The organism is Streptomyces sp., assembly GCF_019510245.1.
In the GTDB taxonomy this organism is placed as follows: Bacteria; Actinomycetota; Actinomycetes; order Streptomycetales; family Streptomycetaceae; genus Streptomyces.
In genome coordinates, this window is record NZ_JAEKKT010000136.1 from 13109 (window position 1) to 40100 (window position 26992).

Genomic DNA, 26992 nt, shown 5'->3' on the forward strand with positions numbered 1-26992 from the left:
CCCGGCGGGCGCTTTCTGGACTTGCTGGTCCATTTTTGTCGGCGCACAGTGGTCCGCACCTGACGGGGAACCGAGTGGCACGGAGGGTTGATCATGGGGATGCGACTGGCGGGAAAGACCGCGCTCGTGACGGGCGCGACCAGCAACATCGGGCGGGCGATCGCGGAGGCGTTCGCCGGCGAGGGGGCGCATGTCGTCGTCTCGGGGCGGAGCGCCGGGCGTGGGGCCGAGGTGGTGGACGGGATCCGCGCCCTCGGCGGACGTGCCGACTTCGTGCGGGCCGACCTGGACGGCAGCGCCGCTGCCTCGCGGGCGCTCGCCGAGGAGGCGACGCGGGTTCTGGGCGGCCGCATCGACGTGCTCGTCAACAACGCGGGCATCTACCCCGGCGACACCACCCAGGCCACCGACGAGAAGACCTTCGACCAGGTCTACGCGGTCAACGTCAAGGCCCCGTTCTTCCTGACGGCGGCCGTCGCGCCCGCGATGACGGCGGCCGGGGGCGGGGCGATCGTCAACCTGGGGTCCTGGATCGTGCGGCTCGGCGTGCCCGTCGGTGCGCTGTACAGCTCCACGAAGGGGGCCATGGAGACGCTGACCCGGGCCTGGGCGGCCGAGTTCGGGCCGCAGGGGGTGCGGGTGAACGCGATCTCGCCGGGTGTGGTGCTGGCGGCGGACGCCGCGGACGCCGGTGTCGCCGAGGTCATGATGAGGGGGACGCCGGCGGGCCGGATGGGCACGCCGGAGGAGATCGCGAGCGCGGCCGTGTACCTGGCGGCCGACGAGTCGTCGTTCGTGCACGGGATCGTGCTCGACGTGGACGGCGGCCGTACGACCGCGGCGGTCATCGCGGCGTAGCCGCCGCGGCGGGGTCCAGGTCGCGCCGCAGGTCCGCGATCCCCTGGTCGAGGGCGGCCCGCAGATGGGCGGACCGTCCCGTCGCCAGGAGGATGGACACGCCGCCCTGGATCGCGGCGAGCAGGGCGGCGGCCCGCGCGTCGACATCCACGTCGGCCCCGGGGCCGTAGTCCGCCCGGACCGCGCGGATGCCCGCCGCCAGGCTCTCCTGCCACTGCCGCATCAGCTCGACCACGATCGCCCGCGCACCCGGCGTCGAGCGCCCGACCTGGAGGAACAGCGACCCGAGCGGGCAGGTGTCACCCTGTGCCTCGTAGCGGTCGATCACCACGTCCCGCCATCGCCGCCAGTCCTCCCAGGAGTCGAGGCGGCCCAGATACGGCTGCTGGTCCTCCAGCACCTGCTCCGCCTCGAACCGCGCGACAGCGAGCAGCAGTTCGTCCTTGCCGTCCGGGAAGTAGTGGAAGAGCTGGCTCTTGCTGGTGCCCGTCCGCGCCATGACGTCCTCGAGGGTCACCGAGCCGACGCCCTGTTCCCGCAGCACCTCGGCGGCCCCCTCGACGATCCGGCGCCGGGTGGCCTTCCCCTTGGCCGTCAGTTCCTTGCGCCGCATCGCCCGCCTCCGCACTGTGGACCGTCCAGTCCACTGTAGGGCTCAGGCCGCGAAGAGGGTGCTGGCCAGGGCCACGCTGACGGCGGTGCCGCCGATGATGCTCAGCAGGGCGTTGCGGCGCCACAGGTGCAGTCCGACGGTGACCGCGAGCGCGGCGAGGGGTGCGGTGCCGCGGGGCTGGGTCAGCGGCAGATCGCGCAGGCAGTGGACGAACAGGATCACCATCACGCCGGCCGCATCCGGGTGCCGAGGCTGCGCACACACCCCTGGACGCCGCACACGGAACAGAGGCCACGGAAAGAGAACCCGTCGGCATCGGCGGCGGTAGCCCGGGGCCGGTGAGGAGAGCCAGCGTGCGGGACACGTGGGTTGCCCGCACCCCTGCGGCTCGTCGGCGAGCGCTCGGCCGCGTTCCGTTCCGCGCCAGTCATCGCCTGCGATGCGGCCTCGGCGGGGCCGAGCACCCTCGTGAAGCTGTTCGACGATCCGGCGCCGCATCCCACGCGGGCCGCAGGCCCCGGCGCGAGCCACATGCCGCCGCGTGGGCCGGCCGGGTAGAGCTCAGCCCACGCCCGGCGGCAGCCGTCGGCCTTGCCGGACGAGGAGGCGCGACGCAGCCACCACGGACCTCAGGCATCGACGCGCCGCCACACAAGCCGCAGGCCGACGCGTGGGCCGGCCGGGCCGGGCTCAGCCCATCGCCAGCAGGATGGCCAGCAGTACCGCCCCTGCCACCGCCGGCGCGACCACCTCGTACGCCCATCGCACCGTGACCTCACCCTGCGCGGACTCCGCCGGGCCCCTGCTCTCCAGCATCTCCCGCAGGTCGTCCATGACCTTGTCGGTCTCGGCGCGCATCGGCCCGGCCTCGTGATCGGGCTCGACCCGCCCCCCGGCACCGCCGAAGCCGCCGAACCCGTCGAAACCACCGAGCCCGCGCCCAGCGCCGAACCGCGTCCCGCCCGCCGTGCGCCCGCGCCGGGCGTCCGCCTCCGACTTCACCTGTCGCCGCGCCGCCTTCTTGCGGCCCCGCAGGGACACCGGGATCGCCCACAGCTGGTACTTCGCGCCGGACTTGACGACCACCTCGTTCGAGTAGCCGGACCGCAGGGAGGCGATCTCTCCCCACGGCAGCGTGACCGCCCGGAACGGGTTCCGCACGCGCAGCCGGTCCTCGCCCGCGAACACCGCGGGGCGCAGGGTGAAGGCCACGATCAGGGGCACGATGAGGATGAGCGCGGCGAGGGCCAGCCACGGGGTGTGGCCGTGGCCCCGGAACAGTGCGTCGATGCCGAGCCAGCCGACGATGACGAGGAGCAGTACGCCGCCGACGAGCGCCTGGGGCGAGCGGTAGATGCGGTCCTTGACGAGGGGCGTGGTCATAGCGCCGATTCTGCCTCAGGCGTGCGCGGGGGCGCCGTGGGGGCGGCATCGCCGTATGGGAGTGTGTGTCGTATGCGGTTGCTCGCGCATCCCGGCACCCTTTCAGGGCGCGGACGCGTTCCACCTCAAGAAGAACCGTTCCGACGGGGTGTACAGCCGCTACGCGCGTAGATATGCTCGGCTGGTGACCATGCCCACCACCGCACCCCACGCACTTGCTGACGTCACCGCGTCCGACAGCACGCTGCGCCGCTTCCTCCACGGGCTGCCCGGCGTCGACGCGGTCGGCCTGGAGGCGCGTGCCGCCTCGCTCGGCACCCGTTCGATCAAGACCACCGCGAAGGCGTACGCCATCGACCTCGCCATCTCGATGGTCGACCTGACGACGCTGGAAGGCGCGGACACCCCGGGCAAGGTCCGGGCGCTCGGCGCCAAGGCGGTCCATCCGGACCCCACGGACCGTACGACCCCCGCCACGGCCGCCGTCTGCGTCTACCCCGACATGGTGGCCACCGCGAAGGAGGCCGTCGCCGGCTCGTCCGTCAAGGTCGCCTCCGTCGCCACCGCCTTCCCGGCCGGCCGCGCCGCGCTCGACGTCAAGCTCGCCGACGTGCGGGACGCCGTGGCCGCGGGCGCCGACGAGATCGACATGGTCATCGACCGCGGCGCGTTCCTCGCGGGGCACTACCTGAAGGTGTACGACGAGATCACCGCCGTACGCGAGGCCTGCGGCACCTCGGCCCGCCTCAAGGTCATCTTCGAGACCGGCGAACTGTCGACGTACGACAACATCCGACGGGCCTCCTGGCTGGGCATGCTCGCGGGCGCCGACTTCATCAAGACGTCCACCGGCAAGGTCGCCGTCAACGCCACCCCGGCCAACACCCTCCTCATGCTGGAGGCCGTGCGCGACTTCCGGGCGCAGACCGGCGTCCAGGTCGGGGTCAAGCCCGCCGGCGGGATCCGGACCAGCAAGGACGCGATCAAGTTCCTCGTCCTGGTGAACGAGACCGTGGGCGAGGACTGGCTGGACAACCACTGGTTCCGCTTCGGCGCCTCCTCGCTCCTGAACGACCTGCTGATGCAGCGTCAGAAGCTGGCCACCGGCCGCTACTCCGGCCCCGACTACGTGACGGTGGACTGATCCCCCATGACTTTCGAGTACGCACCGGCGCCCGAGTCCCGCTCCGTCGTCGACATCGCACCCTCCTACGGTCTCTTCATCGACGGCGAGTTCACGGACGCGGCCGACGGCAAGGTCTTCAAGACCGTCAGCCCCAGCACCGAGGAGGTGCTGTCCGAGGTCGCGCGGGCCGGCGCCGAGGACGTGGACCGGGCCGTGAAGGCCGCCCGCAAGGCGTTCGAGAAGTGGTCCGCGCTGCCGGGCTCCGAGCGCGCGAAGTACCTGTTCCGCATCGCCCGGATCATCCAGGAGCGCAGCCGTGAGCTCGCCGTCCTGGAGACACTGGACAACGGCAAGCCCATCAAGGAGACGCGCGACGCCGACCTCCCCCTGGTCGCCGCGCACTTCTTCTACTACGCGGGCTGGGCCGACAAGCTCGACCACGCGGGCTACGGCGCGAACCCGCAGCCGCTCGGCGTGGCCGGCCAGGTCATCCCCTGGAACTTCCCGCTGCTGATGCTGGCCTGGAAGATCGCCCCGGCACTCGCCACCGGCAACACGGTGGTCCTCAAGCCCGCCGAGACCACCCCGCTCTCCGCGCTCTTCTTCGCGGACATCTGCCGCCAGGCGGGCCTGCCCAGGGGCGTCGTCAACATCCTGCCCGGCTACGGCGACGCGGGCGCCGCGCTCGTCGCCCACCCCGACGTCAACAAGGTCGCCTTCACCGGCTCCACCGCCGTCGGCAAGGAGATCGCGCGCACCGTCGCGGGCACCCGCAAGAAGCTCACCCTGGAGCTGGGCGGCAAGGGCGCCAACATCGTCTTCGACGACGCCCCGATCGACCAGGCCGTCGAGGGCATCGTCACCGGGATCTTCTTCAACCAGGGCCAGGTCTGCTGCGCGGGCTCCCGCCTCCTCGTCCAGGAGTCGATCCACGACGAGCTGCTCGACTCCCTCAAGCGCCGCCTGTCCACGCTCCGCCTCGGCGACCCGCTGGACAAGAACACCGACATCGGCGCGATCAACTCCGCCGAGCAGCTGGCCCGCATCACCGCCCTCGCCGACCAGGGCGAGGCGGAGGGCGCCGAGCGCTGGTCCCCGGCCTGCGAACTCCCCTCCTCCGGCTACTGGTTCGCCCCGACGCTCTTCACGAACGTCACCCAGGCCCACACCATCGCCCGCGACGAGATCTTCGGCCCGGTGCTGTCGGTCCTCACCTTCCGCACCCCGGACGAGGCGGTGGCGAAGGCCAACAACACGCAGTACGGCCTCTCCGCCGGCATCTGGACCGAGAAGGGGTCGCGGATCCTGGCCGTCGCGAACAAGCTGCGCGCCGGCGTCGTCTGGTCCAACACGTTCAACAAGTTCGACCCGACCTCGCCGTTCGGCGGGTACAAGGAGTCGGGCTTCGGCCGCGAGGGCGGCCGCCACGGCCTGGAGGCGTACCTCGATGTCTGACCGCACCAATGAGCGTCTGAGCGTCTTCAAGACCTACAAGCTGTACGTCGGCGGGAAGTTCCCGCGTTCCGAGAGCGGCCGGGTGTACGAGGTGACGGACTCGAAGGGCAACTGGCTGGCCAACGCACCGCAGTCCAGCCGTAAGGACGCCCGGGACGCGGTCGTCGCCGCCCGCAAGGCGTTCGGCGGCTGGGCGGGCGCCACCGCCTACAACCGGGGCCAGGTCCTCTACCGCGTCGCGGAGATGCTGGAGGGCCGCCGGGACCAGTTCGTGCGCGAGGTCGCCGACGCGGAGGGCCTCGGCAAGTCCAAGGCGGCCGCGGTCGTGGACGCGACCGTCGACCGCTGGGTCTGGTACGCGGGCTGGACCGACAAGATCGCCCAGGTGGCCGGCGGCGGCAACCCGGTCGCGGGCCCCTTCTTCAACCTCTCCTCCCCCGAGCCGACGGGCGTGGTCGCCGTGCTGGCCCCGCAGGAGTCGTCGTTCCTGGGCCTGGTGTCGGTGGTCGCGCCCGTGATCGCGACCGGCAACACGGCGGTCGTCGTCGCCAGCGAGAAGGCGCCGCTCCCGGCCCTCTCCCTCGCCGAGGTGCTCGCCACCTCCGACGTCCCCGGCGGAGTCGTCAACGTCCTCTCCGGCCGTACGGCGGAGATCGCCGCGCCGCTGGCCGCGCACCAGGACGTCAACGCGATCGACCTCGCGGGCGCCGACGAGGTGCTGGCCAAGGAGCTGGAGATCGCGGCGGCCGACAACCTCAAGCGCGTGTTGCGTCCACAGGCTGTGGATTACTCCGAGATCCCGGGGACCGAGCGGCTGACGGCGTTCCTGGAGACGAAGACGGTGTGGCACCCGACCGGGGCGCTGGGAGCGTCTGGTTCTTCGTACTGATTCGCCCCTGCCGGTGGGGAACTGCGGGCCGTCCGTGGCTGGTCGCGCAGTTCCTACCCCCAGCGCCCCTGACGGGGCGCTCAGCTCCGGGCGCCTCCGAGGATCCGCCCCACCACCGGAATCGCCCCGACCGACGGCGCCTGTGCCACCGGGCCCGTCACCGTCTTCGACGTCAGTGGCTTGAAGTCGGCGAGCTGCGTGCCCACCCCGTTGTCCAGCGGGTCGACACCCGTGCCCGCGAGGGGGTTGGGCTTCAGGGCCGCCACCGGCCCCGTGACGTACGGCAGCACGGCGCCCAGCGCCCGCACGCCCGCCTGCGGGTCGACGTGGCCGAGCGAGGTGGGGCGGGTGTGGACCACGTCCACCGCGGGCCGGGTGTCCGCGGCGGCCGTCGCGGCGCCCGCGCCGAGCGCCACACCTGCCGTGGCGAGGGCGGTCAGGGCACGCCTGGCGGTCGGGGTCGGGGAGGACGCGTGTCGGGACATCACTGGTGCCACCTTCTGGTACGCGAAGTAATCGTGTCGCCACACAGGGTAGTTGAGGTGTGAGTCACGTTCCAAAGCCGACCCGCGGGGTCGGCAGGAGGCCCCCCATGCGTCAAACTGGTGTTCCGTGAGCATTCATCCCCCGTCCCCCGCCCGCGTCGTGCTGCTGTGCGGCCCCTCCGGTTCGGGCAAGTCACTGGTCGCCGCCCGTTCCGGGCTTCCCGTGCTGCGCCTCGACGACTTCTACAAGGAGGGCGACGACCCCACTCTGCCGCTGGTGGCGGGGAGTTCGGACATCGACTGGGACCACCCGGAGTCCTGGGACGCGGAGGTCGCGGTCGAGGCGATCGGCCGGCTGTGTGCCACGGGGACGGCGCCCGTACCGGTCTACGACATAGCACGGAGCGCCCGCACCGGCGCCGAGACGCTGGACATCGGCCGCACCCCGCTCTTCATCGCCGAGGGCATCTTCGCCGCCGAGATCGTGGAGCGCTGCCGCGAACTGGGCCTGCTGGCCGACGCGCTCTGCCTGAGCCGGGGCCCGGTGAAGACGTTCCGCCGTCGGTTCCTGCGCGATCTCAAGGAGGGCCGCAAGTCGGTCCCGTTCCTGCTGCGGCGCGGCTGGCGGCTGATGCGGGCGGAGCGCACGATCGTCGCCCGCCAGGTGGCACTGGGCGCCCACCCCTGCGACCGGGACGAGGCACTGGGCCGGATGGCGGCGGCAGCGGTGGGCCGGCAGAGCCGGGACCGGACACAGGCACCGGCGTAACGGCAGAAAAAAGCGGGACTGGATGGACCCCCCGGCCCTCCAGTCCCGCTTCCCCGTCGCTCCGCCGAACACCCCCGTGTCCCCCGTGGCGGAGCTCCCCCGTGCTTCCCCCCGGGTCCCCCCGGACCCGTCTTCCCCCGTGTTCCCCGTGGTCCCCCGGGCCCTCCCCCAGGCCCCGTTCCCCCGGTTCTCCCCCGTCAGGATCCCCCCGGATCCCCATACCTTCAGGCGACGAGCTCCCCGAAGGCGTCTTCCTCGTCACGGCCGAAGCTGAGGACCTCGTCCTCGCGCAGCCGGCGGAGCGACCGCCAGATGCTGGACTTCACCGTGCCGACACTGATGTCGAGGATCTCCGCGATCTCCGGGTCCGTGCGGCCCTCGTAGTAGCGCAGGACCAGCATGGTGCGCTGGAGTTCGGGGAGCCGGGACAGCGCCTGCCACAGGACCGCGCGCAGCTCGGTGCCGCTCATCGCGTCCGTGTCGCCGGGCGTCTCCGGCAGTTCCTCGGTCGGGTACTCGTTGAGCTTGCGGCGCCGCCAGGCACTGATGTGCAGGTTGGTCATGGTGCGGCGCAGGTAGCCGCCCACGGCCGCCTTGTCGCTGATCCGGTCCCACGCCCGGTACGTCGAGAACAGCGCGCTCTGCAGCAGGTCCTCGGCCTCGTAGCGGTCGCCGGTCAGGTGGTAGGCGGTCGCGTACAGGGAGGCGCGGCGCTCCTGGACGTAGGCAGTGAACTCCGCCTCGGTCAGCGAGCGGCGCTCCCCCGCGTCCTCCCTGCAGGCGGATCCCCCGTGTGCTTCCCCCGTGAAGCCGTCAACCACCGTCATGAAACCGGTGTGCTGACGCCCGGTGCCGCGAGCGCACCCCCGCCCGCTCACGGCACCGGACTTCTCGGAACCCCGGTTCACGTCGTGCAGACGCGTGATCACTGCGCTGGTGCTGTGGCTGATCAGCGTGTTCATCTCGCGCCCCCCGTCGTGGACTTCCGGTAGTTCGGCTTGCTCGGGCCGCTCGCCGCGTTCACTCGCTTGCCCGTGCCGAAAAGACTGCCGGGCCACCTTCACGGCCGTATCCGCCGACTGTCACAGACCTGTCACAGGGGTCCGGCACAGAGCGTCCACAGAAGGTGCACAGGTGGTGGCGGTACGGAGGTTCGCGGGGAGCTGCGCGCCGCACAGGTCGTACGACAGGGCCCGCATGGGCCAGAATGAGCCCGTGCCTTCCCTGTTGCTGATCGAGGACGACGACGCCATCCGTACGGCCCTGGAGCTCTCTCTGACGCGCCAGGGTCACCGGGTGGCCACCGCTGCGACCGGTGAGGACGGTCTGAAGCTGTTGCGTGAGCAGCGGCCCGATCTGATCGTCCTCGATGTCATGCTGCCCGGCATCGACGGTTTCGAGGTGTGCCGGCGGATCCGGCGCACGGACCAGCTGCCGATCATCCTGCTGACCGCGCGCAGCGATGACATCGACGTGGTGGTCGGGCTGGAGTCCGGTGCCGACGACTACGTCGTCAAGCCGGTCCAGGGGCGGGTGCTCGACGCCCGGATCCGGGCCGTGCTGCGGCGCGGGGAGCGCGAGTCCACCGACTCGGCGACCTTCGGCAACGTCGTCATCGACCGCAACGCGATGACCGTGACGAAGAACGGCGAGGATCTCCAGTTGACGCCGACCGAGCTGCGGCTGCTGCTCGAACTGAGCCGGCGGCCGGGGCAGGCGCTGTCCCGGCAGCAGCTGCTGCGGCTGGTCTGGGAGCACGACTACCTCGGTGACTCCCGGCTGGTGGACGCGTGTGTGCAGCGGCTGCGCGCCAAGGTGGAGGACGTGCCCTCGTCCCCGACCCTGATCCGTACCGTGCGGGGTGTCGGCTACCGCCTGGACGCCCCTCAGTGACGGCCGTGCAGGGGGGTTTCCGCGGCTGGGCCGCGGATCGCAAGGGAGCCATGTCCCGGCTGCGCTTCACCAGTCTGCGGCTGCGGCTCGTCGTCGTCTTCGGGCTCGTCGCGCTGACCGCCGCCGTGTCCGCGTCCGGCATCGCGTACTGGCTCAACCGCGAGGCCGTGCTCACCCGTACCCAGGACGCGGTGCTGCGCGACTTCCAGCAGGAGATGCAGAACCGGGCCGGTGCGCTGCCCGCGCACCCGACGCAGGACGAACTGCAGCGCACGGCCGGGCAGATGGCGGGCAGCAGCCAGCGGTTCAGCGTGCTGCTGGTCGGCGAGGACACCGGCGGCAAGACGGTGTACGGCAGTTCGGACGGGCTCAGCGCGTTCGCGCTGGACGACGTGCCGGCGTCGCTGCGCAAGGCCGTCGACAAGCAGCAGAAGGTGACCGGCTCCAACAAGTCGGCGTACCACCTGTACTGGCAGCGGGTCGTGGACCACGGCACGCCGTATCTCGTCGCCGGGACGCGGCTGATCGGCGGCGGGCCGACCGGCTACATGATGAAGTCGCTGGAGCCGGAGGCGAAGGACCTCAACTCGCTGGCGTGGTCGCTGGGCATCGCGACCGGGCTGGCGCTGATCGGCTCGGCGCTGCTGGCACAGGCCGCCGCCACGACCGTGCTCAAGCCCGTGCACCGGCTCGGGGTCGCCGCGCGGCGGCTCGGCGAGGGCAAGCTGGACACCCGGCTGCGGGTGTCGGGGACGGACGAACTCGCGGACCTCTCCCGGACGTTCAACGACGCGGCCGAGGCGCTGGAGAAGCGGGTCGATGACATGGCCGCGCGGGACGACGCGTCGCGCCGGTTCGTCGCGGACATGAGCCACGAACTGCGTACCCCGCTCACCGCGATCACCGCCGTGACGGAGATCCTGGAGGAGGAGCTGGAGGCGGAGTCCGGGTCGATGGACCCGATGATCGAGCCCGCCGTCCGCCTGGTCGTCAGCGAGACGCGCCGCCTCAACGACCTCGTCGAGAACCTGATGGAGGTCACCCGCTTCGACGCGGGTACGGCCCGCCTCGTCCTCGACGACGTCGACATCGCCGACCAGATCACCGCCTGCATCGACGCCCGCGCCTGGCTGGACGCGGTGGAACTGGACGCCGAGCGCGGCATCCACGCCCGCCTCGACCCGCGCCGCCTCGACGTCATCCTCGCCAACCTGATCGGCAACGCGCTCAAGCACGGCGGTTCGCCGGTGCGGGTGTCGGTGCGGATGGAACAGGAAGAGGGCGGCGACCTGGTCATCGCCGTACGCGACCACGGACCGGGCATCCCCGAGGACGTCCTGCCGCACGTCTTCGACCGGTTCTACAAGGCCAGCGCCTCCCGGCCGCGCTCCGAGGGCAGCGGCCTGGGCCTGTCCATCGCGACGGAGAACGCCCGCATCCACGGCGGCTCGATCACCGCCGCGAACTCCCCCGAGGGCGGCGCGGTGTTCACGCTCCGGCTGCCCCGGGACGCCTCACGGCTGGCGGAGGAGAGCAAGGAAGCCGGGGACACCGGCAAGGCCGGGGATGCCGGCGATGCCGGGGAGAAGGACGCCTGATGCACGTACGAAGACTGGCGGTACGACGGCACGGCGGGCCGCTGCTGGCCGTCGCCGGGCTGGCACTGGCGCTCTCCGGGTGCGGGATCCGGGCCACCGAGGTGCCGACCGACTTCGGCGGGGCGCCCTCGCGGGTGCCTTGCTCGATGAACCAGCCGGACCTGTCCGCGCAGGACGAGCACGGGGTGCCGGTGCAGGTGTTCCTGCTGTGCGGTTCGTCGCTGGTGACCGTGGACCGCCAGGTGCGGGTGCCGGACGGGTCGGCGGACGCCAAGCGGCGGGTGATCGTCGCCCAGGGGCTCCTCGACCAGCTCGCCGAGACGCCGTCGGCCGCCGAGAAGGAGGCGGGCTACACGACGTACGTGCGGGGCGGGATGAGCGTCGGGGGGCCACGGGCCGGGGACCCGGACGACACGCTGCGGCTGAGCACGTCGCCGCCGCAGCTGACGTCGTACGCGCTCGCCCAGATCGTGTGCACGCTGTCCGACTCGGCGGCCGCGGAAGGGGACGGGTCGGTGATCCTGGGCGGGCCGGGGAGGGAGCCGTTGCGGCGGTACGAGTGCACGGACTCCGTAAGGAATGCGCCGAGTGGGAATCGGCCGCCGTCCACGGAGGTGGCTTCCGGCTGAGGGGCGTTCGGGCGCCGCACGGGGTGCCGGGGCGGGTCGCACGGCGGGTGCGCGCCGGTGGGGGCTGGTCGCGCAGTTCCCCGCGCCCCTGACGGGGCGCTGTTGGCACCGCGCCTCTGACGGGGCGCTGTCGGTGCCGTGCCTCTGACGGGGCGCTGTCGGTGCCGTGTGTCCGAGGCCTCACCGTCGTATCCGGAACCGATCGTGTGCGCGGGCGCGTCTACGGGGGCGTGCAGCGTCAAGGCTCCATCGGCGGCAGCGCCGCGATCCGCGTCCGTGTGGCAGGGGGTGTCCTCCTTGCCGCACACCTCGTGTTCGTCGCCTGGCTGATGCTGCGGCCGCTGGACGTGCCCTGGGTGATGCCCGCCAACCTGCACCCGCTCGCCGGTATCCGAGCCGACCTGGCGCTCGGCTGGCGCGAGGCGGCGCACCGGATCGGCGAGGGGCTCGCGCTGCTCGCGCCGCTGGGTGTGCTGCTGCCGATGACGCACGGGAAGCTCCGGGTCTCCCCGCTCGCCTCCCTGATCAGTTCGGCCGCCGCGGGCGCGCTGATCTCGACGGGCATAGCCCTGCTGCAGACCGGGGTGCCGGGCCGGGTGGTGGACGTCGACTCGATACTGCTCAACACGGCGGGCGTGGTGATCGCGCATCTGGCGGTGGTGCCCGCGGCCCGCGCCCGGCTCCGCCGGCGGGGTGAGCGGCAGCGGCCCGCCGCCCTCCCCCAGGAGGAAGCGGCTCAGGGCCGTACCCCGACGATTCCCAGGGTCGGGATCGCCCCGTAGAGCGACGCTTCGACCCGGTTCGTCTCCGTAGCGTTGGGGGTGGACGAGGGGCCGGAAGGGCCGCCTCGCACCGGACGCTCACGAAGGAGCCGCAGATGTCCAGCCTCGCCCGCCCCACCCATGGCCGCATGATCGGCGGAGTGTGCGCCGCGCTGGCCCGGCGCTTCGGCACCTCCGCGACCACGATGCGGGTGGTCTTCCTGCTGTCCTGCCTGCTGCCGGGCCCGCAGTTCCTGCTCTACCTCGCGCTGTGGATCCTCCTCCCCTCGGAGGAGAAGGCCTCCACCGCCTGGTGATCGGGCGGTATGGCAACGCCGTTGGGGCGCTCCGGACGTTTCCGGGGCGCCCCAACGGCGTTGCCGATCGGCCGGGGAGAGGTCAGCCGAGCGGAATCCCGTTCACCGGCAGGCCGTGCGTGGGCAGGCCCTGGACGGGCAGTCCGCCGAGGAGGCCGGCGACGGGCTTGGTCGGGCCGCCGGCGAGCACCTGCTTGACGGCCGGCTGGACGGCGGTCAGTCCCGCACCGAGGGCGCTCTGCCCCTGCGCCACGGCCTCACCGGCGCCCGGCAGCGCCTTGGAGACGTTCTCGGCCGGCAGCGTCTTGGTGACGGTGTCCAGGGCCTGGGAGGAGTCCGGGACGGCCGGGGCCGCGTTGGCCGCGCCCGCGCCGACAGCGGCGAAGGCGGCACCGAGGGCGGCGACACCGAGGGTCTTGGCAGCAGACTGCTTCATCGTCAATGCGTCCTTGGAATGCGGAGACGGGGTTCGATAACACGCTGAGCGGTCCCCGACCGTAAACATGCCGAGTGGCCCGCCGCAAACACCGAAATGCGGACGGCCGGTGAAGGCCCGTCCGCATTCCGTGCCCCGCCGGGAGCGTCGATCAGTCCTCCGGATCCGCGGAACCGCTGGTGGAGGCGGTCTGCCGGAACAGCCATTCGGATTTCAGCTCCGCATAGCCGGGCTTCACGACGTCATTGATCATGGCGAGTCGTTCATCGAAAGGAATGAACGCTGATTTCATCGCATTGACGGAGAACCACTGCATGTCGTCGAGCGTGTAGCCGAACGCCTCGACGAGATGCTCGAATTCCCGGCTCATGCTGGTCCCGGACATCAGCCGGTTGTCGGTGTTCACGGTGGCCCGGAAGTGGAGCCGGCGCAGCAGCCCGATCGGGTGCCCGGTGTAGGAGTCGGCGGCGCCGGTCTGGAGGTTGGAGCTGGGGCACAGCTCCAGCGGGATCCGCTTGTCGCGGACGTACGACGCCAGCCGGCCGAGCTTGACCGTGCAGTCCTCGTGGACCTGGATGTCGTCGATGATCCGCACCCCGTGCCCGAGCCGGTCGGCGCCGCACCACTGCAACGCCTGCCAGATGGACGGCAGTCCGAAGGCCTCGCCGGCGTGGATGGTGAAGTGGTTGTTCTCGCGCTTGAGGTACTCGAAGGCGTCGAGGTGCCGGGTGGGCGGGTAGCCGGCCTCGGCGCCGGCGATGTCGAAGCCGACGACGCCCAGGTCCCGGTAGCGGTTGGCGAGCTCGGCGATCTCCAGGGAGCGGGCCGCGTGCCGCATGGCGGTGAGCAGGGCGCCGACCCGGATCCGCCGGCCGTTCTCGCGGGCGAGGGCCTCGCCCTGCCGGAACCCCTCGTTGACGGCCTCGACGACCTCTTCGAGGGAGAGCCCCTGCTCCAGGTGCTGCTCGGGGGCGTACCGCACCTCGGCGTAGACGACGCCGTCCTCGGCGAGGTCCTCGGCGCACTCGCGGGCGACCCGGACCAGGGCGTCGCGGGTCTGCATGACGCCGACGGTGTGCGAGAACGTCTCCAGGTACCGCTCCAGCGAACCGGAGTCGGCGGCCTCGCGGAACCAGATGCCGAGCTTGTCCGGGTCGGTCTCGGGGAGGCCCGGGTACCCGGCCTCCTGGGCGAGGTCGGCGACGGTGCCCGGACGCAGGCCGCCGTCGAGGTGGTCGTGCAGCAGAACCTTCGGCGCCCGGCGGATCTGCTCCGGCGTCGGGGTGTTCGCGGTGCTCTGGCTCGTCATTTCCGCACTGTAACTCCTACGCGCGTAGATCGCTCGGTACTCGGAGAATTCCGATTCCGTCGATACGCAATGGTGACCGCACGGACGGGTCGCGTACACCGCCTCTTCTGACACTGTTCTGTCATGGCACAGCAAGCGACGCCGGTGCGAACGGCCAGCCTGAGCAGGGCAGTCGGCCAGGAGCCGACGACGGTGAGCGGCGCGGTCCTGCTCCTCCCCGACGGGGAGGAGGTCTCCGCGCGACGGCCGTCCCTCGTATGGGCGACGGCCTTCGTGCGCGCGCTCGGCCGCCGGCTCGCCCGGGACGGCCGGGACGAGGGGCTGGCCGCGCACGTCGTCCACTACCGCTATCGCGGGTGGAACGGCAGCGAGGCGCATCTCGCCGGGGACGCCGGCTGGGCGGCCGACGAGGTGGTACGGCGGTACGGCGACGTCCCGGTGTGCCTGCTGGGCGTGGGGATGGGCGGCCGGGCCGCACTGCACGCCGGCGGGCACGAGGCCGTCAACTCCGTGGTCTCCATCGCCCCCTGGCTGCCGGAGACGGACGTGGCGGTGCCCGAGGAACCGGTTCGGCAGCTGGTGGGGCGGCGGGTGCTGATCGTGCACGGCACGAACGACGAACAGAGCGATCCGGAGCTGTCGTTCCGGCTCTCGGCGCGGGCGAAGAAGGCGAACCGGGAGGTGTGCCGGTTCGAGGTGCACTCGGACGGCCACGGGTTGCATCAGCACCGGGACGAAGTCCTCGCTCTCGCTTCGGACTTCGTGATGGGGGCGCTGTACGGGCATGCGGTGTCGCGGCCGGTGGAGGACGCCCTTGCTGCGCCGCCGCCGATCGGGTTGCGGATGCCGTTGGCTGCGGGGTTCGGTAAGTCGTTGAGACGGTAGGGGTTGGGAGGTTCGGTCGTGTTCGGGGTGCGGGCACATTGTGGTTGATCGCACAGTTCCTCCCCCAGCCTTCGGCCGGGGGTACCCCCAGCGCCCCTTACGGGGCGCTGTTCCTCAGGTCGGCAGCAGGTTGCCCCTTCTCGACAGCAGGAACTTCTTGAAAGCCGCCACCGGCGGGGTGTCCGGGTGGCCCTCCAGCCAGGCCACCCCGATCTCTCTCGCCGCTCTCGGGGCCGTGACCGTCAGTTCGACGACTCCCGGGCGGGGGAAGGCGGGTGGGGGGAGGAGCGCCACCCCCAACCCGGCGGCCACCAGGCCCCTCAGGGTCTCCGCCTCCTCGCCCTCGAAGGCGGTCCTCGGCTTGAAGCCCGCCTCCTTGCAGAGGTCGTCGGTGATGCGGCGGAGGCCGTAGCCCGGTTCCAGGGTCACGAAGGTCTCGTCGGCCGCTTCGGCGAGGCGGATGCGCTTGCGGGTGGCCAGCGGGTGGTCGGCAGGCACGACCAGCCGGAGTTTCTGTTCGTCCAGGCGGCGGCCGACCAGGTCGGGCGCATCCGGGACCGGGGAGGTCAGGCACAGGTCCAGCTCGCCCGCGCGCAGCTTCTCGATCATCGCCTCGCCGTAGTTCTGGACGAGGCTGAAGCGGATGCGGGGATGGTCGGCACGGAAGGCCTGGAGGAGGCCGGGGACGGTCTCCGCGCCCATGGTGTGCAGGAATCCGAAGGCGACCTTGCCCGTCGTGGGGTCGGCGTCGGCGCGCACCTCGTCGGCGGCGCGCCGGACCTCCGCGAGGGCGCGCTCGACCGAGGTGAGGAAGGTGCGGCCGGCGGGGGTGAGGGAGACGGTGCGGCCGTGCCGGGTGAACAGGTCGACGCCGAGGTCCTGTTCCAGGCGGGCCATCGCGCGGGAGAGGGTGGACTGGGGGACGTTCAGCTCCTGGGCAGCCCTGGTGACATGCTCCGTGCGGGCCACGCCGGCGAAGTACGCGAGGCGTGGTGCCAGCAACATCGTCATGTCTCCTGTGTCACTGTCCGGTGACAGCCGCTTCGCTGACCTCTGCTGATGCTCCATGGGAACGATTATGGCGATTCCGTGCATTGGACGGATGAACGAGGGCTCCGTACGTTCGAAGCATGTCTCCCGCCAGTACCGGGGCGTCCATCACCGTGGGCGCCGTCCCGTCCGTCCCCGCCGCCGTCTCCGACTCCCGTCTGACCCCGGGCGGTCCCGGCTACCGCCGGATGAGCTTCGCGCTCTTCCTCGCCGGTGTCGCGACCTTCGCCCTCCTCTACTCCACGCAGGCCCTGCTCCCGCTGATCTCGGACGGCTACGGCGTCTCCGCGAGCGACGCGAGCTGGACGGTGGCGGCGGCGACCGGCGGTCTGGCGCTGTTCGTCATCCCGATGAGCGCCCTCTCCGAGCGGTTCGGGCGCCGTACGGTCATGACGGCCTCGCTGGCGGTCGCGGTGACCGTAGGGCTGCTGGTGCCCTTCGCGCCCTCCCTGGGCGCGCTGATCGTGCTCCGTGGCGTCCAGGGCGCGGCGCTGGCGGGTCTGCCGGCGTCCGCGCAGGCCTATCTGGCCGAGGAGGTCCGGCCGAAGGCGCTGGTCACGGCCATCGGCCTGTTCGTCGCGGGGAACAGCGTCGGCGGGATGAGCGGCCGGGTCATCACCGGCTGGGTCGCGCAGGAGTGGGGCTGGCGGGTGGCCGTGGGCACGATCGGCGTGATCGCGGTCGGCTGCGCCGTCGCCTTCCGGCTGCTGCTCCCCGCACCGCGGCACTTCACGGCGGGCTCTCTGCACCCGCGCCGGCTGCTCGGCACGGTCCGCGACCACCTGGCCGACCCGCTGCTGCGCCGCCTGTACGCGATCGGCGCGCTCTTCATGACCGTCTTCGGCGGCGTCTACACGGTGATCGGCTACCGCCTGACCCAGGAGCCGTTCTCGCTCCCCCAGGGCATCATCGGCTCGATCTTCCTGGTGTACCTGGTCGGTACGGTGTCCGCGTCGACGGCGGGCCGCCTGGTCGGCCGCCTGGGCCGCCGCGGGGCCCTCTACCTGGCCGGCGGCACGACGGCCGGCGGTCTCCTGCTCTCCCTGGCCGGCTCGCTCCCCCTGGTCCTGCTGGGCCTGGTCCTGATCACCGCGGGCTTCTTCGCGGGCCACGCGGTCGCCTCCTCCGCGGTCAGCAAGACGGCCACCCACGGCAGGGCCCAGGCCTCGGCCCTCTACCAGTCCGCGTACTACGTCGGCTCCAGCGCCGGCAGCACGGTGGGCGCGCTGGCCTTCCACACGAGCGGCTGGGCAGGAACGGTCGGCGTGGGCCTCCTCGCGATCCTCGGCGTCGTGACCATCACGGTCCTGGGCTCCGTGGCCGCCCACCGCCAGATCCTGGCCAACGCTCACTGAATTCCCCAGGGGCACTGGGGGTACCCCCGGCCGAAGGCTGGGGGAGGAACTGCGCGACAAGCCACGACGGCGCCGCACCCGCACGCGGCCGCGCATCACCGCCCCCCTTGGGCGCACCCCATCTCACCTGCACGTTTCCCCACTCCGGGGGCCATTGTCAGTCCCCTGCGCTAGCTTCAAGTGCTGGAGCGCAACGTCGCGCGAACAGGAACGGCCACAGGGGTGGGTGGACGGAAGATGACCGACGGCACGGCGACGGCGGAGCTGGACGTCGCACTGGAGAAGCACCGGACCGAGCTGACCGGCTACTGCTACCGCATGCTCGGCTCGTCGTTCGAGGCCGAGGACGCGGTGCAGGACACCCTGGTGCGGGCCTGGCGGAGCTACGAGAAGTTCGAGGGCCGCTCCAGCCTGCGGTCGTGGCTGTACCGGATCGCGACGAACGTGTGCCTGGACATGCTCAACGCGGGCAACAAGCGGGCCCGGCCGATGGATCTCAGCGAGTCGACGCCGCTGGCGCAGGCGGCGCTCTCGCCCCGGCCCGACAACACCTGGCTGGAGCCGGTGCCGGACGCGCGCGTGCTGCCGACCGTGGACGACCCGGCGGAGGCGGCCGTGGCCAAGGAGTCGATCCGGCTGGCCTTCATGGCCGCGCTCCAGCAACTGCCGCCCAAGCAGCGGGCGGTGCTGATCCTGCGCGAGGTGCTGGCCTGGCGGGCCACCGAGGTGGCCGAGCTGCTCGGCACCACCGTCGCGTCGGTCAACAGCGCATTGCAGCGGGCTCGGGCCACCCTGGCCGAGCAGCGGCAGTCGGGCGCCGCCGCCGAGGTCTCCGACCCGCTCGACGAGGAGCAGCAGAAGCTCCTGGAGCGCTACGTCGCGGCCTTCGAGGGCTACGACATGACGGCGCTGACGGCCCTCCTCCACGAGGACGCCATCATGACGATGCCGCCGTTCGACCTGTGGCTCACCGGCCACGACGACATCACCGGCTTCATGACCACCCTCGGCTCCGCCTGCGAGGGCTCGCGGCTGTTCCCGGTCCGGGTCAACGGCCTGCCCGGCTTCGCCCAGTACAAGCCCGACCCGGACACCGGCGGCTGGAGCCCCTGGTCCATCCAGGTCCTGGAGATCTCAGACGGCCGGCTGACCGGGTTCCACTTCTTCCTCGACACCAAGCGCTGGTTCCCGCTCTTCGGCCTCCCCCTCCATCTGGAGGCGAAGGCCGACGAATCGGAGGAGGGCGCGTAGGGCCGGGTCGGGGTCGCGGAGCCGGATCCGCCCTCCGGCCCGCCGGGCCGTCAGCTCCAGCCGTGCCAGCAGGTCGACGGCGGCGAGGCCCGGCGGCCCGAGGCCGCCGACGTCGCAGACGACGACCCCGGCCCCACCGGTAGGCAGCCGTGCCCGCACGTCGTCGCAGAGCCCCGGCACCTCGTCCCTGGCGACGGGGCCCGACAGCACGAGCACGGCGGGGGTCACGGCATCCACGAGCGGTAGACCGGACCGGGCCTGACAACTCATCGGTAGGCGCGGTGCGCCCCCGCGCCGCCGCGCAGATCACAAGGATCACAAAGTTGACCTGCACCTGACCCGCACCAGAGGGTTGGGTGTATGCCCCACAGACCAGCGCCCTCCCGGATACCCGACGGCCTCGACGGCTCCGCGCGCGCCATGGGGGTCCCGTGCAAGGGGTGCTGAGCGGTTTCGCGGTGATCGCGATCGTCATCGCCGTCGGCTACGCCCTCGGCCGCGGCGGACACCTGGGGGAGAACGGCCGCGAGGTCCTCACCAAGCTCGCCTTCCACGTGGCGTCCCCCGCCCTGCTCTTCACCACCCTCGCGCAGGCCGACCTGGCGGTGATCTTCTCCAGCCGTCTCCTGGTGACGGCCCTGAGCACGGCCGCGGCGGCGGGCGTGTTCGTGGCGGTGGGTGCCGCACGGGGCTGGGGCGTGGGCCGTACGACCATCGGCGCGCTGTGCTCCAGCTACGTCAACTCGGGCAACCTCGGCATCCCGATCGCGGTGTACGTGCTGGGCGACGCGTCCCTGGTGGCGCCGGTGCTGCTGTTCCAGGTGGTGCTCCTCACCCCGGTCGCCCTGACGGTCCTCGACCTGTCGGGCGCGGGCGAGAAGGGCCCCTGGTGGCGCCGTCTGCTGACCCCGCTCCGCAACCCGATAGCCGTGGGCTCCCTGTCCGGCGTCGCGGTCTCGGGTCTCGGGATCCACGTCCCCGGCCCGGTCATGGACCCCCTGACCCTGATCGGCAACATGTCCGTCCCGGCGGTGCTGCTGGCCTTCGGCATCTCCCTGCGCGGCAGCAGACTCCCCGGCCGGGGCCGCGAACGCCACCCGGTTCTCCTGTCCGTCGCCCTGAAGTCGGTGGGCCAGCCGCTGGCCGCCTGGGCCCTGGCGTCGGCCGTCTTCGACCTGCACGGCGCGCCGCTGCTGGACGTGACGGTGACCTCGGCACTACCGGCGGCGCAGAACCTGTACACGTACGCGAGCACCTACCGGGTCGGCGAGGAACTCGCCCGGGACTCGATCCTGCTGTCGACGGTGCTGTCGGTGCCGGTGCTGGTGGTGGTGGCGGCGCTGCTGGGGTGACGTGCCGGTCAGTCGACGGGGAACTCGCCGGTGTCGATGGTGAGGTCGAAGGGCTCCGGCAGCCTGATGGGGTCGCCGAACTTGACGGCGCTGAGCACCCGGTAGACATCGCCCTTGGGCTCACCGTAGAGCGTTGCGGTGGGACCGCCGGGGGCCCAGCGGTCGATCAGGAGGTAGAGGGGGATGCCCGCGGTGGCGTACGCAGCGGGCTTGCTGACGCGGTCGTGCCGGGCGTTGGACTTGGAGGTCACTTCGACGACGAGTTCGGCGAGGGCGGCGGGGATGTGGGAGTCCGCCTCCATGCAGTCCTGCACAGGAGCCACCACCAGGTCCGGGATGAGCATGCCCAGACGCGACGGCACCGCGATGGCCAGTGTCTGGTAGATCCCCAAGTCGTCGGGAACCACGCTGTAGAGGCGGCGCTGGACGCGCTCCGCGATCACGTTGTGGCGGGAGGCGGGAGCAGGTGACACGGTGATGATCCCCTCGATGATCTCCACCTTGCTGCCCTCGGGCCATTCCATCTCCTCCCAGTACCGGACGAGTTCGTCCCAGCTCTGGTCGGGGTCCTGGCCCACGGTGAGTGCGCTCATGGCGGTCTCCTTCGGTTGCGTCACCGATCCCAGCATGCCGAACGGGACCGGCGGAGGTCCACCGGTCCCGTTCACCCGAAAGAAGAAACACCTGGTCAGGCGATACGTTCCAGCACGACGGGCGACGCCGTGAAGGCCGTACCGGCCGTCGCGATGTCGTACGAACCCTCGATTGCCTGGAGCGCGTACTCGAAGCGTTCCGGGGTGTCCGTGTGGAGGGTGAGGAGGGGCTGGCCGGCGGTGACGGTGTCGCCGGGCTTGGCGTGGAGTTCGACGCCCGCGCCCGCCTGCACCGGGTCCTCCTTGCGGGCCCGGCCGGCGCCCAGGCGCCAGGCGGCGACGCCGATGTCGTAGGCGTCGAGGCGGGTCAGGACACCGGACGACGGGGCCGTGATCACGTGCTGCTCGCGGGCCACCGGGAGCGCCGCGTCCGGGTCGCCGCCCTGGGCCGCGATCATCCGGCGCCAGACGTCCATCGCCGAGCCGTCGGCCAGTGCCTTGGCCGGGTCGGCGTCGCGGACGCCGGCCGCGTCGAGCATCTCGCGGGCGAGCGCGAGGGTCAGTTCGACGACGTCGGCGGGGCCGCCGCCGGCCAGCACCTCCACCGACTCGCGGACCTCCAGGGCGTTGCCGGCCGTCAGGCCCAGCGGGGTGGACATGTCGGTGAGGAGCGCGACCGTCTTCACGCCGTGGTCGGTGCCGAGGCCGACCATGGTCGAGGCCAGCTCGCGGGCGTCCTCGATGGTCTTCATAAAGGCGCCGGTGCCGACCTTCACGTCCAGGACCAGGGAGCCGGTGCCCTCGGCGATCTTCTTCGACATGATCGAGGAGGCGATCAGCGGGATCGCCTCGACCGTGCCGGTGACGTCGCGCAGCGCGTACAGCTTCTTGTCGGCGGGGGCCAGGCCGTCGCCCGCCGCGCAGATCACCGCGCCGGTGCCGTCCAGCACCGACAGCATCTCCTCGTTGGAGAGCAGGGCGCGCCAGCCGGGGATCGACTCCAGCTTGTCCAGGGTGCCGCCGGTGTGGCCGAGGCCCCGGCCGGAGAGCTGGGGGACGGCCGCGCCGCAGGCCGCCACGAGGGGGGCCAGCGGGAGGGTGATCTTGTCGCCGACACCGCCGGTCGAGTGCTTGTCGGCCGTCGGACGGGACAGGGAGGAGAAGTCCATGCGCTCACCGGACGCGATCATCGCGGCGGTCCAGCGGGCGATCTCGCGGCGGTTCATGCCGTTGAGGAGGACGGCCATCGCGAGCGACGACATCTGCTCGTCGGCGACCTCGCCGCGCGTGTACGCGTCGATGACCCAGTCGATCTGCTGGTCGCTGAGCTCACCGCGGTCGCGCTTGGTGCGGATGACGGAGACGGCGTCCATGGTGGCCATGGCGTTCCCTTCGGAGAAGTGCGATGCGTACGGCCCCTCCCAACCGGAAGGGGCCGTACGGGATTACTTGGTGAGATGGGCCGGGCCGAAGGCCTGGGGCAGCATCTCGGAGAGGGGCAGGACGCCCTCCGGCGTGTCCAGGAGGAGGTCCGGGCCGCCGAACTCGTAGAGCAGCTGGCGGCAGCGGCCGCACGGGACGAGAAGGCCGCCCGTGCCGTCCACGCAGGTGAAGTGCGTGAGGCGGCCGCCGCCCGTGCGCTGGAGCTCGGAGACCAGTCCGCACTCGGCGCACAGGCCGAGGCCGTACGACGCGTTCTCCACGTTGCAGCCGGAGACCGTACGGCCGTCGTCCACCAGGGCGGCGACCCCGACCGGGAAGCCGGAGTACGGGGCGTAGGCGTGGGACATGGCCTCCCGTGCCTCGGCCCGCAGGGCCTCCCAGTCGAAGCCGGCGGCCTCGGTGCTCACTTGCCCTGCCCCTTCCGGTACGGCAGGCCGTCCGCCTTCGGCATCCGCAGGGACTGCGCGGACAGCGAGAGCACCAGCAGGGTGACGATGTACGGGGTCGCGGTCACGAGCTGGCGCGGGACGTCGTCGGTGGAGGCGTACCAGACGAACATCAGGACCGAGATCACGATGGTGATCACCGCGGCGACGTACTTCTTCTTCCAGGCCAGGTAGGCGGCGCCGAAGACCAGCAGGATCGCGAGCAGCAGGATCAGCGCGTGGACGTTCACCGTGCCGCCGCGCAGGTTCAGGCTGTCGGTGTAGCCGAACAGGCCGGCGCCGAGGGCGAGGCCGCCCGGCATCCAGTTGCCGAAGATCATCGCGGCGAGACCGATGTAACCGCGGCCGGCGGTCTGGCCGTCCAGGTAGACGTTCGAGGCGACGATGGACAGGAACGCACCGCCGAGGCCCGCGAAGCCGCCGCTGATGATCACGGCGATGTACTTGTACTTGTAGACGTTGACACCGAGGGACTCGGCCGCGACCGGGTTCTCGCCGCAGGAGCGCAGGCGCAGGCCGAACGCGGTGCGCCACAGGACCCACCACGTGATCGGTACGAGGGCCACCGCGATCACCGTCAGCGGCGAGAGGTCGGTGAGCAGACCGCCGACCAGGCCCGCGACGTCGGAGATGAAGAACCAGTGCTTCTGGTTGAGCGTGTCCAGCCAGTCGGACAGGCCCGGGACGCTGAACGTGCCGAGCGAGTCGATCGGCGGGGACTGCTTGGAGGAGCCGCCCTCGGCGTTCTCGAAGGTGAACTTCGAGAGGTAGCGGGTGGCGCCCAGGGCGAGGATGTTGAGGGCCACACCGGAGACGATGTGGTTGACGTTGAAGGTGACGGTGGCGACGGCGTGCAGCAGGGCGCCGAGCGCGCCGCCGACGATGCCGAAGACGACGCCGACCCAGGGGCCCCACTGGTAGCCGGCCCAGGCGCCGAACCAGGTGCCGAGGATCATCATGCCTTCGAGGCCGATGTTGACGACGCCCGCGCGCTCGGCCCACAGACCGCCGAGGCCGGCGAGGCCGATCGGGACGGCGAGGCGCAGCGCGGTGGACATCTGGCCGGTCGAGGTGATGCCCTCGGCGCCGGTGATGATGCGCACGGCCGAGGTGAGGACCAGTACGCCGGCGATGACCAGCAGGAGTACCGGGAGCGACATTCGGCGGCCGCCCTTGCCGGGCTGCTTCGCCTGCGGCTTGGCGATGGTCGCGGTGGACATCAGGCCGCCACCTCCTTCTTGGTGTTCTTGGCGGCGGCCGCGGCGAGCTCCGCGCCGACCTGGCGCTGCTGGCGGCGCAGACCCCACTGGCGTACGGCTTCGTAGGAGATGACGACGGAGAAGACGATCAGGCCCTGCATGATCGTGGCGATCTCCTTCTCGTACGCCACCGGGGTCGCGTAGTCGAGGGCGGGCGAGGCCTTGTCGAGGAAGGCCCACAGCAGGGCGGCGAAGGCGATGCCGCCGGGGTTGTTGCGGCCGAGCAGGGCGATGCCGATGGCGGTGAAGCCGAGTCCGGCCGGGAAGTCCAGGCTGTAGGTGTGGCTGTCGCCGAGCAGCAGCGGGAGGCCCGCGAGGCCGGAGACGGCGCCGGAGATCAGCATGGAGATCAGGACCATGCGCTTGGCGTCGACGCCGGAGGCGGCCGCGGCGGACTCGGAGGCGCCGGTGGCGCGCAGGTCGAAGCCGAAGCGGGTGCGGTTGAGGACGATCCAGTAGCCGATGCCGAGGGCGATGGCGACGAAGACCATGCCGTAGATCTCGCCGACGTCGGCGCCCAGGTTGATGCCGGGGAACCAGCCGGACTTCTTCATCACGCCGGTCGTCATGTTGTTGCCGACCTGGACGCCCCACACATCGGAGAGGGTGACGTAGCCGATGACGCTGGTGGCGATGGCGTTCAGCATGATCGTGGCGACGACCTCGCTGACTCCCCGGGTGACCTTGAGGACGCCCGCGATACCGGCCCAGAAGGCGCCGGTGAGCATGGCGACCAGGAGCAGCATCGGGATCTGGAGGAAGGCGGGCAGGCCGACGTTGGCGCCGACCACGGCCGTCATCACGGCGGCGAGGCGGTACTGGCCGTCGACGCCGATGTTGAACAGGTTCATCCGGAAGCCGAGGGCGACCGCGATGGCCGCGATGTAGTACATCGCCGCCTGGTTGATGATCAGGACCTGGATGTCGGAGTACGGCAGCTGCTGGAGCATCAGCACGTACGGCTCGAACGGGTTGCGGTTCGAGGCGAGCAGCACGATCGAGGTGAGGGCGATCGCCAGGACGAGCGCGATGGCCGGGCCGGCCAGCGCGAGGAGCACCCGCTCCTTGTCGAACTTCTTCATCGGGCCTCGTCCTCCGGACCGTCGGCGCCTTCGTGTCCTTCTGGGGCGGTGTCTACGTGTTCCAGGTGGCCGGACGCGGCACCCGTCATGGCGGAGCCCAGCTCCTCCGGGGTGATGGTGGCCGGGTCGGCGTCCGCGACCAGCCTTCCGTCGAAGATCACCCGCAGGGTGTCCGACAGGCCGATCAGCTCGTCCAGGTCGGCGGAGATCAGCAGCACGGCCAGGCCCTCGCGGCGGGCCTCCCGGATGCGGTCCCAGATCTGCGCCTGGGCGCCGACGTCCACACCGCGGGTGGGGTGGGCGGCGATCAGGAACTTCGGGTGGTGGCTCATCTCGCGGCCGACGATCAGCTTCTGCTGGTTGCCGCCGGAGAGGGAGGCGGCGGTGACGTCGATGCCGGGGGTGCGGACGTCGTACTCCTCGACGATCCGGCGGGTGTCGGCCTGGGCGCCCTTGATGTCCAGCCAGAAGCCCTTGGCGTTGGGCTTCTCGGTGACGTGGCCGAGGATGCGGTTCTCCCAGAGCGGGGACTCCAGGAGCAGGCCCTGGCGGTGGCGGTCCTCGGGGATGTAGCCGACGCCGGACTCGCGCCGCTTGCGGGTCTGCCAGCCGGTGATGTCCTCGCCGAGGAACTCGATCGTGCCGGAGTCGGCGTGCCGGGTGCCGATGAGCGCGTCGATCAGCTCGGTCTGGCCGTTGCCCTCGACGCCGGCGATGCCCATGACCTCGCCGGCGTGGATGGTGAAGGTGACGTCGTCGAGGACGCGCTTGGCGGCGCCGGGGGTGGTCGCCTCGTCGAGGACGTCGCCGCGGGCGGTGGCGCCGGAAGAGCCCACCGTGGCGGTCTCGGGCTGCGCGCCGGTCTCTCCGAGGGAGGGGCCGCTGGCGTAGACGGTGAGGTTCTGCACCGTGACGACGGCCTGGTCGGTGACGGTGGACTCGGCGGTCTCCGGGGTGGGCAGCTCGCTGCCGACCATCAGCTCGGCGAGCTGGCGCGGGGTGGTCTCGGACGGGATCGCGGTGCCGACCGTGGTGCCGCGCCGGATGACGGTGATGTCGTCGGCGACGGAGAGCACCTCGCCGAGCTTGTGGGAGATGAAGATGACCGAGAGGCCCTCGGACTTCAGCTCGCGCAGGTTGTCGAAGAGCGCGTCGACCTCCTGCGGGACGAGGACCGCGGTGGGCTCGTCGAGGATCAGGGTCCTGGCGCCGCGGAAGAGGACCTTGAGGATCTCCACGCGCTGCCGGTCGGCGACGCCGAGGTCCTCGACGAGGGCGTCCGGGCGGATGCCGAGGCCGTACCGGTCGGAGATCTCCTTGATCTTCTTCCGGGCGCTGCCGCCGATGCCGTACAGCTTCTCGCTGCCGAGCACGACGTTCTCGAGGACCGTCAGGTTGTCCGCCAGCATGAAGTGCTGGTGGACCATGCCGATGCCGCGCGCGATGGCGTCGGCGGGGGACGAGAAGGAGACCTGCTCGCCGTCGATCGCGATGGTGCCCTCGTCCGGCTTCTGCATGCCGTAGAGAATCTTCATCAGGGTCGACTTGCCGGCCCCGTTCTCGCCCACCAGGGCATGCACGGTGCCCTTGCGGACGGACAGGTGGATGTCGTGGTTGGCTACGACACCGGGGAATCGCTTGGTGATCCCCGCCAGCTCGACCGCGGCTGTCGTCTCTGCGGTGAGCGGAGGGCTGCTGGACGCGTCGATGGCGCACTCTCCTCGGAAAAGGGGTCGCTCTACGCGCGTAGCGCCC

29 protein-coding genes are annotated in these 26992 nt (G+C 71.5%); 14 read left to right on the forward strand and 15 right to left on the reverse strand.

The window, feature by feature from the left end:
• Positions 1–93 precede the first annotated feature (93 nt).
• Positions 94–858 (forward strand): SDR family oxidoreductase, encoded by a 765-nt coding sequence (locus JF597_RS20595; protein WP_293996727.1) that lies wholly within the window; start codon positions 94–96, stop codon positions 856–858.
• Here JF597_RS20595 and JF597_RS20600 read toward each other — a convergent pair.
• The 3 genes from JF597_RS20600 to JF597_RS20610 all read right to left on the reverse strand — a co-directional run bounded on the left by JF597_RS20600 (position 845) and on the right by JF597_RS20610 (position 2854).
• Complete coding sequence (locus tag JF597_RS20600; protein ID WP_293996729.1) at positions 845–1471, reverse strand: TetR/AcrR family transcriptional regulator; 627 nt, start codon at positions 1469–1471, stop codon at positions 845–847. The two genes, JF597_RS20595 and JF597_RS20600, sit on opposite strands and share 14 nt — an antisense overlap.
• A 42-nt stretch (positions 1472–1513) precedes the next feature.
• Positions 1514–1969 carry an AzlD domain-containing protein gene (locus JF597_RS20605; protein WP_293996830.1) on the reverse strand — a complete coding sequence of 152 codons (456 nt, stop codon included), beginning with the start codon at positions 1967–1969 and terminating at the stop codon, positions 1514–1516.
• A 192-nt stretch (positions 1970–2161) separates the two neighbouring features.
• Positions 2162–2854 carry a PH domain-containing protein gene (locus JF597_RS20610; protein ID WP_293996731.1) on the reverse strand — a complete coding sequence of 231 codons (693 nt, stop codon included), beginning with the start codon at positions 2852–2854 and terminating at the stop codon, positions 2162–2164.
• Positions 2855–3044: 190 nt separating this feature from the next.
• On the opposite strand from JF597_RS20610, the gene deoC reads away from it, so the two are divergent.
• The 3 genes from deoC to JF597_RS20625 are packed head-to-tail and all read left to right on the forward strand — an operon-like array spanning position 3045 to position 6324.
• Complete coding sequence (gene deoC, locus JF597_RS20615; protein ID WP_293996832.1) at positions 3045–3998, forward strand: deoxyribose-phosphate aldolase; 954 nt, start codon at positions 3045–3047, stop codon at positions 3996–3998.
• Positions 3999–4004: 6 nt separating this feature from the next.
• Positions 4005–5435, forward strand: coding sequence for an aldehyde dehydrogenase family protein (locus JF597_RS20620; protein ID WP_293996733.1), 1431 nt, complete (start codon positions 4005–4007; stop codon positions 5433–5435).
• A complete protein-coding gene (locus JF597_RS20625) occupies positions 5428–6324 on the forward strand; it encodes an aldehyde dehydrogenase family protein (protein WP_293996735.1) in 897 nt (298 codons plus the stop codon). The genes JF597_RS20620 and JF597_RS20625 overlap by 8 nt, the downstream gene beginning before the upstream one ends.
• A gap of 80 nt (positions 6325–6404) precedes the next feature.
• Here the strand turns inward: JF597_RS20625 and JF597_RS20630 are convergent, their stop codons facing one another.
• Complete coding sequence (locus JF597_RS20630) at positions 6405–6809, reverse strand: hypothetical protein (RefSeq protein WP_293996737.1); 405 nt, start codon at positions 6807–6809, stop codon at positions 6405–6407.
• 127 nt (positions 6810–6936) lie between these two features.
• Between JF597_RS20630 and JF597_RS20635 the strand changes: the two genes are divergently transcribed.
• A complete protein-coding gene (locus JF597_RS20635; RefSeq protein ID WP_293996739.1) occupies positions 6937–7578 on the forward strand; it encodes a uridine kinase in 642 nt (213 codons plus the stop codon).
• A 224-nt stretch (positions 7579–7802) separates the two neighbouring features.
• On the opposite strand, the gene JF597_RS20640 is transcribed toward JF597_RS20635, so the two are convergent.
• A complete protein-coding gene (locus JF597_RS20640; protein ID WP_293996741.1) occupies positions 7803–8540 on the reverse strand; it encodes a SigE family RNA polymerase sigma factor in 738 nt (245 codons plus the stop codon).
• Between the two features lie 253 nt (positions 8541–8793).
• Between JF597_RS20640 and afsQ1 the strand changes: the two genes are divergently transcribed.
• The 5 genes from afsQ1 to JF597_RS20665 all read left to right on the forward strand — a co-directional run bounded on the left by afsQ1 (position 8794) and on the right by JF597_RS20665 (position 12776).
• Positions 8794–9471: a two-component system response regulator AfsQ1 gene (afsQ1, locus tag JF597_RS20645; protein WP_293996743.1), complete on the forward strand. Its 678-nt coding sequence runs from the start codon at positions 8794–8796 to the stop codon at positions 9469–9471.
• Positions 9472–9521: 50 nt separating this feature from the next.
• The gene (locus tag JF597_RS20650) at positions 9522–11069 is read left to right on the forward strand and encodes a HAMP domain-containing sensor histidine kinase (RefSeq protein WP_293996745.1); all 1548 of its coding nucleotides are present in this window, start codon (positions 9522–9524) and stop codon (positions 11067–11069) included.
• Positions 11069–11698, forward strand: coding sequence for a hypothetical protein (locus tag JF597_RS20655; protein WP_293996747.1), 630 nt, complete (start codon positions 11069–11071; stop codon positions 11696–11698). The genes JF597_RS20650 and JF597_RS20655 overlap by 1 nt, the downstream gene beginning before the upstream one ends.
• A 230-nt stretch (positions 11699–11928) precedes the next feature.
• On the forward strand, positions 11929–12480 hold the full coding sequence (locus JF597_RS20660) for a VanZ family protein (protein ID WP_293996749.1): 552 nt from the start codon (positions 11929–11931) through the stop codon (positions 12478–12480).
• A 95-nt stretch (positions 12481–12575) separates the two neighbouring features.
• On the forward strand, positions 12576–12776 hold the full coding sequence (locus tag JF597_RS20665; protein WP_293996751.1) for a PspC domain-containing protein: 201 nt from the start codon (positions 12576–12578) through the stop codon (positions 12774–12776).
• 82 nt (positions 12777–12858) lie between these two features.
• On the opposite strand, the gene JF597_RS20670 is transcribed toward JF597_RS20665, so the two are convergent.
• Complete coding sequence (locus JF597_RS20670; RefSeq protein ID WP_293996753.1) at positions 12859–13212, reverse strand: ATP-binding protein; 354 nt, start codon at positions 13210–13212, stop codon at positions 12859–12861.
• A gap of 151 nt (positions 13213–13363) precedes the next feature.
• Entirely contained in the window at positions 13364–14521 is a 1158-nt protein-coding gene (locus JF597_RS20675; RefSeq protein WP_293996755.1) for an adenosine deaminase, read from the reverse strand.
• A 123-nt stretch (positions 14522–14644) separates the two neighbouring features.
• Between JF597_RS20675 and JF597_RS20680 the strand changes: the two genes are divergently transcribed.
• Positions 14645–15406 (forward strand): alpha/beta hydrolase, encoded by a 762-nt coding sequence (locus JF597_RS20680; RefSeq protein ID WP_293996757.1) that lies wholly within the window; start codon positions 14645–14647, stop codon positions 15404–15406.
• 114 nt (positions 15407–15520) lie between these two features.
• Here the strand turns inward: JF597_RS20680 and JF597_RS20685 are convergent, their stop codons facing one another.
• A complete protein-coding gene (locus JF597_RS20685; protein ID WP_293996758.1) occupies positions 15521–16474 on the reverse strand; it encodes a LysR family transcriptional regulator in 954 nt (317 codons plus the stop codon).
• Between the two features lie 62 nt (positions 16475–16536).
• On the opposite strand from JF597_RS20685, the gene JF597_RS20690 reads away from it, so the two are divergent.
• Together JF597_RS20690 and JF597_RS20695 are read left to right on the forward strand one after the other, a co-directional pair.
• Positions 16537–17811 (forward strand): MFS transporter, encoded by a 1275-nt coding sequence (locus JF597_RS20690; RefSeq protein ID WP_293996760.1) that lies wholly within the window; start codon positions 16537–16539, stop codon positions 17809–17811.
• Positions 17812–18048: 237 nt separating this feature from the next.
• Positions 18049–19062: a sigma-70 family RNA polymerase sigma factor gene (locus tag JF597_RS20695; RefSeq protein WP_293996762.1), complete on the forward strand. Its 1014-nt coding sequence runs from the start codon at positions 18049–18051 to the stop codon at positions 19060–19062.
• Here JF597_RS20695 and JF597_RS20700 read toward each other — a convergent pair.
• A complete protein-coding gene (locus JF597_RS20700; protein ID WP_293996764.1) occupies positions 18946–19332 on the reverse strand; it encodes an STAS domain-containing protein in 387 nt (128 codons plus the stop codon). The two genes, JF597_RS20695 and JF597_RS20700, sit on opposite strands and share 117 nt — an antisense overlap.
• A 161-nt stretch (positions 19333–19493) precedes the next feature.
• Here JF597_RS20700 and JF597_RS20705 point away from each other — a divergent pair, with 161 nt between their 5' ends.
• Complete coding sequence (locus JF597_RS20705) at positions 19494–20414, forward strand: AEC family transporter (RefSeq protein ID WP_293996766.1); 921 nt, start codon at positions 19494–19496, stop codon at positions 20412–20414.
• An 8-nt stretch (positions 20415–20422) separates the two neighbouring features.
• On the opposite strand, the gene JF597_RS20710 is transcribed toward JF597_RS20705, so the two are convergent.
• From JF597_RS20710 to JF597_RS20735, 6 genes are all read right to left on the reverse strand, one after another.
• Positions 20423–21007: a Uma2 family endonuclease gene (locus JF597_RS20710; RefSeq protein ID WP_293996768.1), complete on the reverse strand. Its 585-nt coding sequence runs from the start codon at positions 21005–21007 to the stop codon at positions 20423–20425.
• Positions 21008–21102: 95 nt separating this feature from the next.
• Positions 21103–22380 (reverse strand): thymidine phosphorylase, encoded by a 1278-nt coding sequence (locus JF597_RS20715; RefSeq protein WP_293996834.1) that lies wholly within the window; start codon positions 22378–22380, stop codon positions 21103–21105.
• Positions 22381–22452: 72 nt separating this feature from the next.
• Positions 22453–22857 (reverse strand): cytidine deaminase, encoded by a 405-nt coding sequence (locus JF597_RS20720; protein WP_293996770.1) that lies wholly within the window; start codon positions 22855–22857, stop codon positions 22453–22455.
• Positions 22854–24116: an ABC transporter permease gene (locus JF597_RS20725; protein WP_293996772.1), complete on the reverse strand. Its 1263-nt coding sequence runs from the start codon at positions 24114–24116 to the stop codon at positions 22854–22856. The genes JF597_RS20720 and JF597_RS20725 overlap by 4 nt, the downstream gene beginning before the upstream one ends.
• Positions 24116–25237: an ABC transporter permease gene (locus JF597_RS20730; protein ID WP_293996774.1), complete on the reverse strand. Its 1122-nt coding sequence runs from the start codon at positions 25235–25237 to the stop codon at positions 24116–24118. The genes JF597_RS20725 and JF597_RS20730 overlap by 1 nt, the downstream gene beginning before the upstream one ends.
• Positions 25234–26946: an ABC transporter ATP-binding protein gene (locus JF597_RS20735; protein WP_293996836.1), complete on the reverse strand. Its 1713-nt coding sequence runs from the start codon at positions 26944–26946 to the stop codon at positions 25234–25236. The genes JF597_RS20730 and JF597_RS20735 overlap by 4 nt, the downstream gene beginning before the upstream one ends.
• Positions 26947–26992 lie beyond the last annotated feature (46 nt).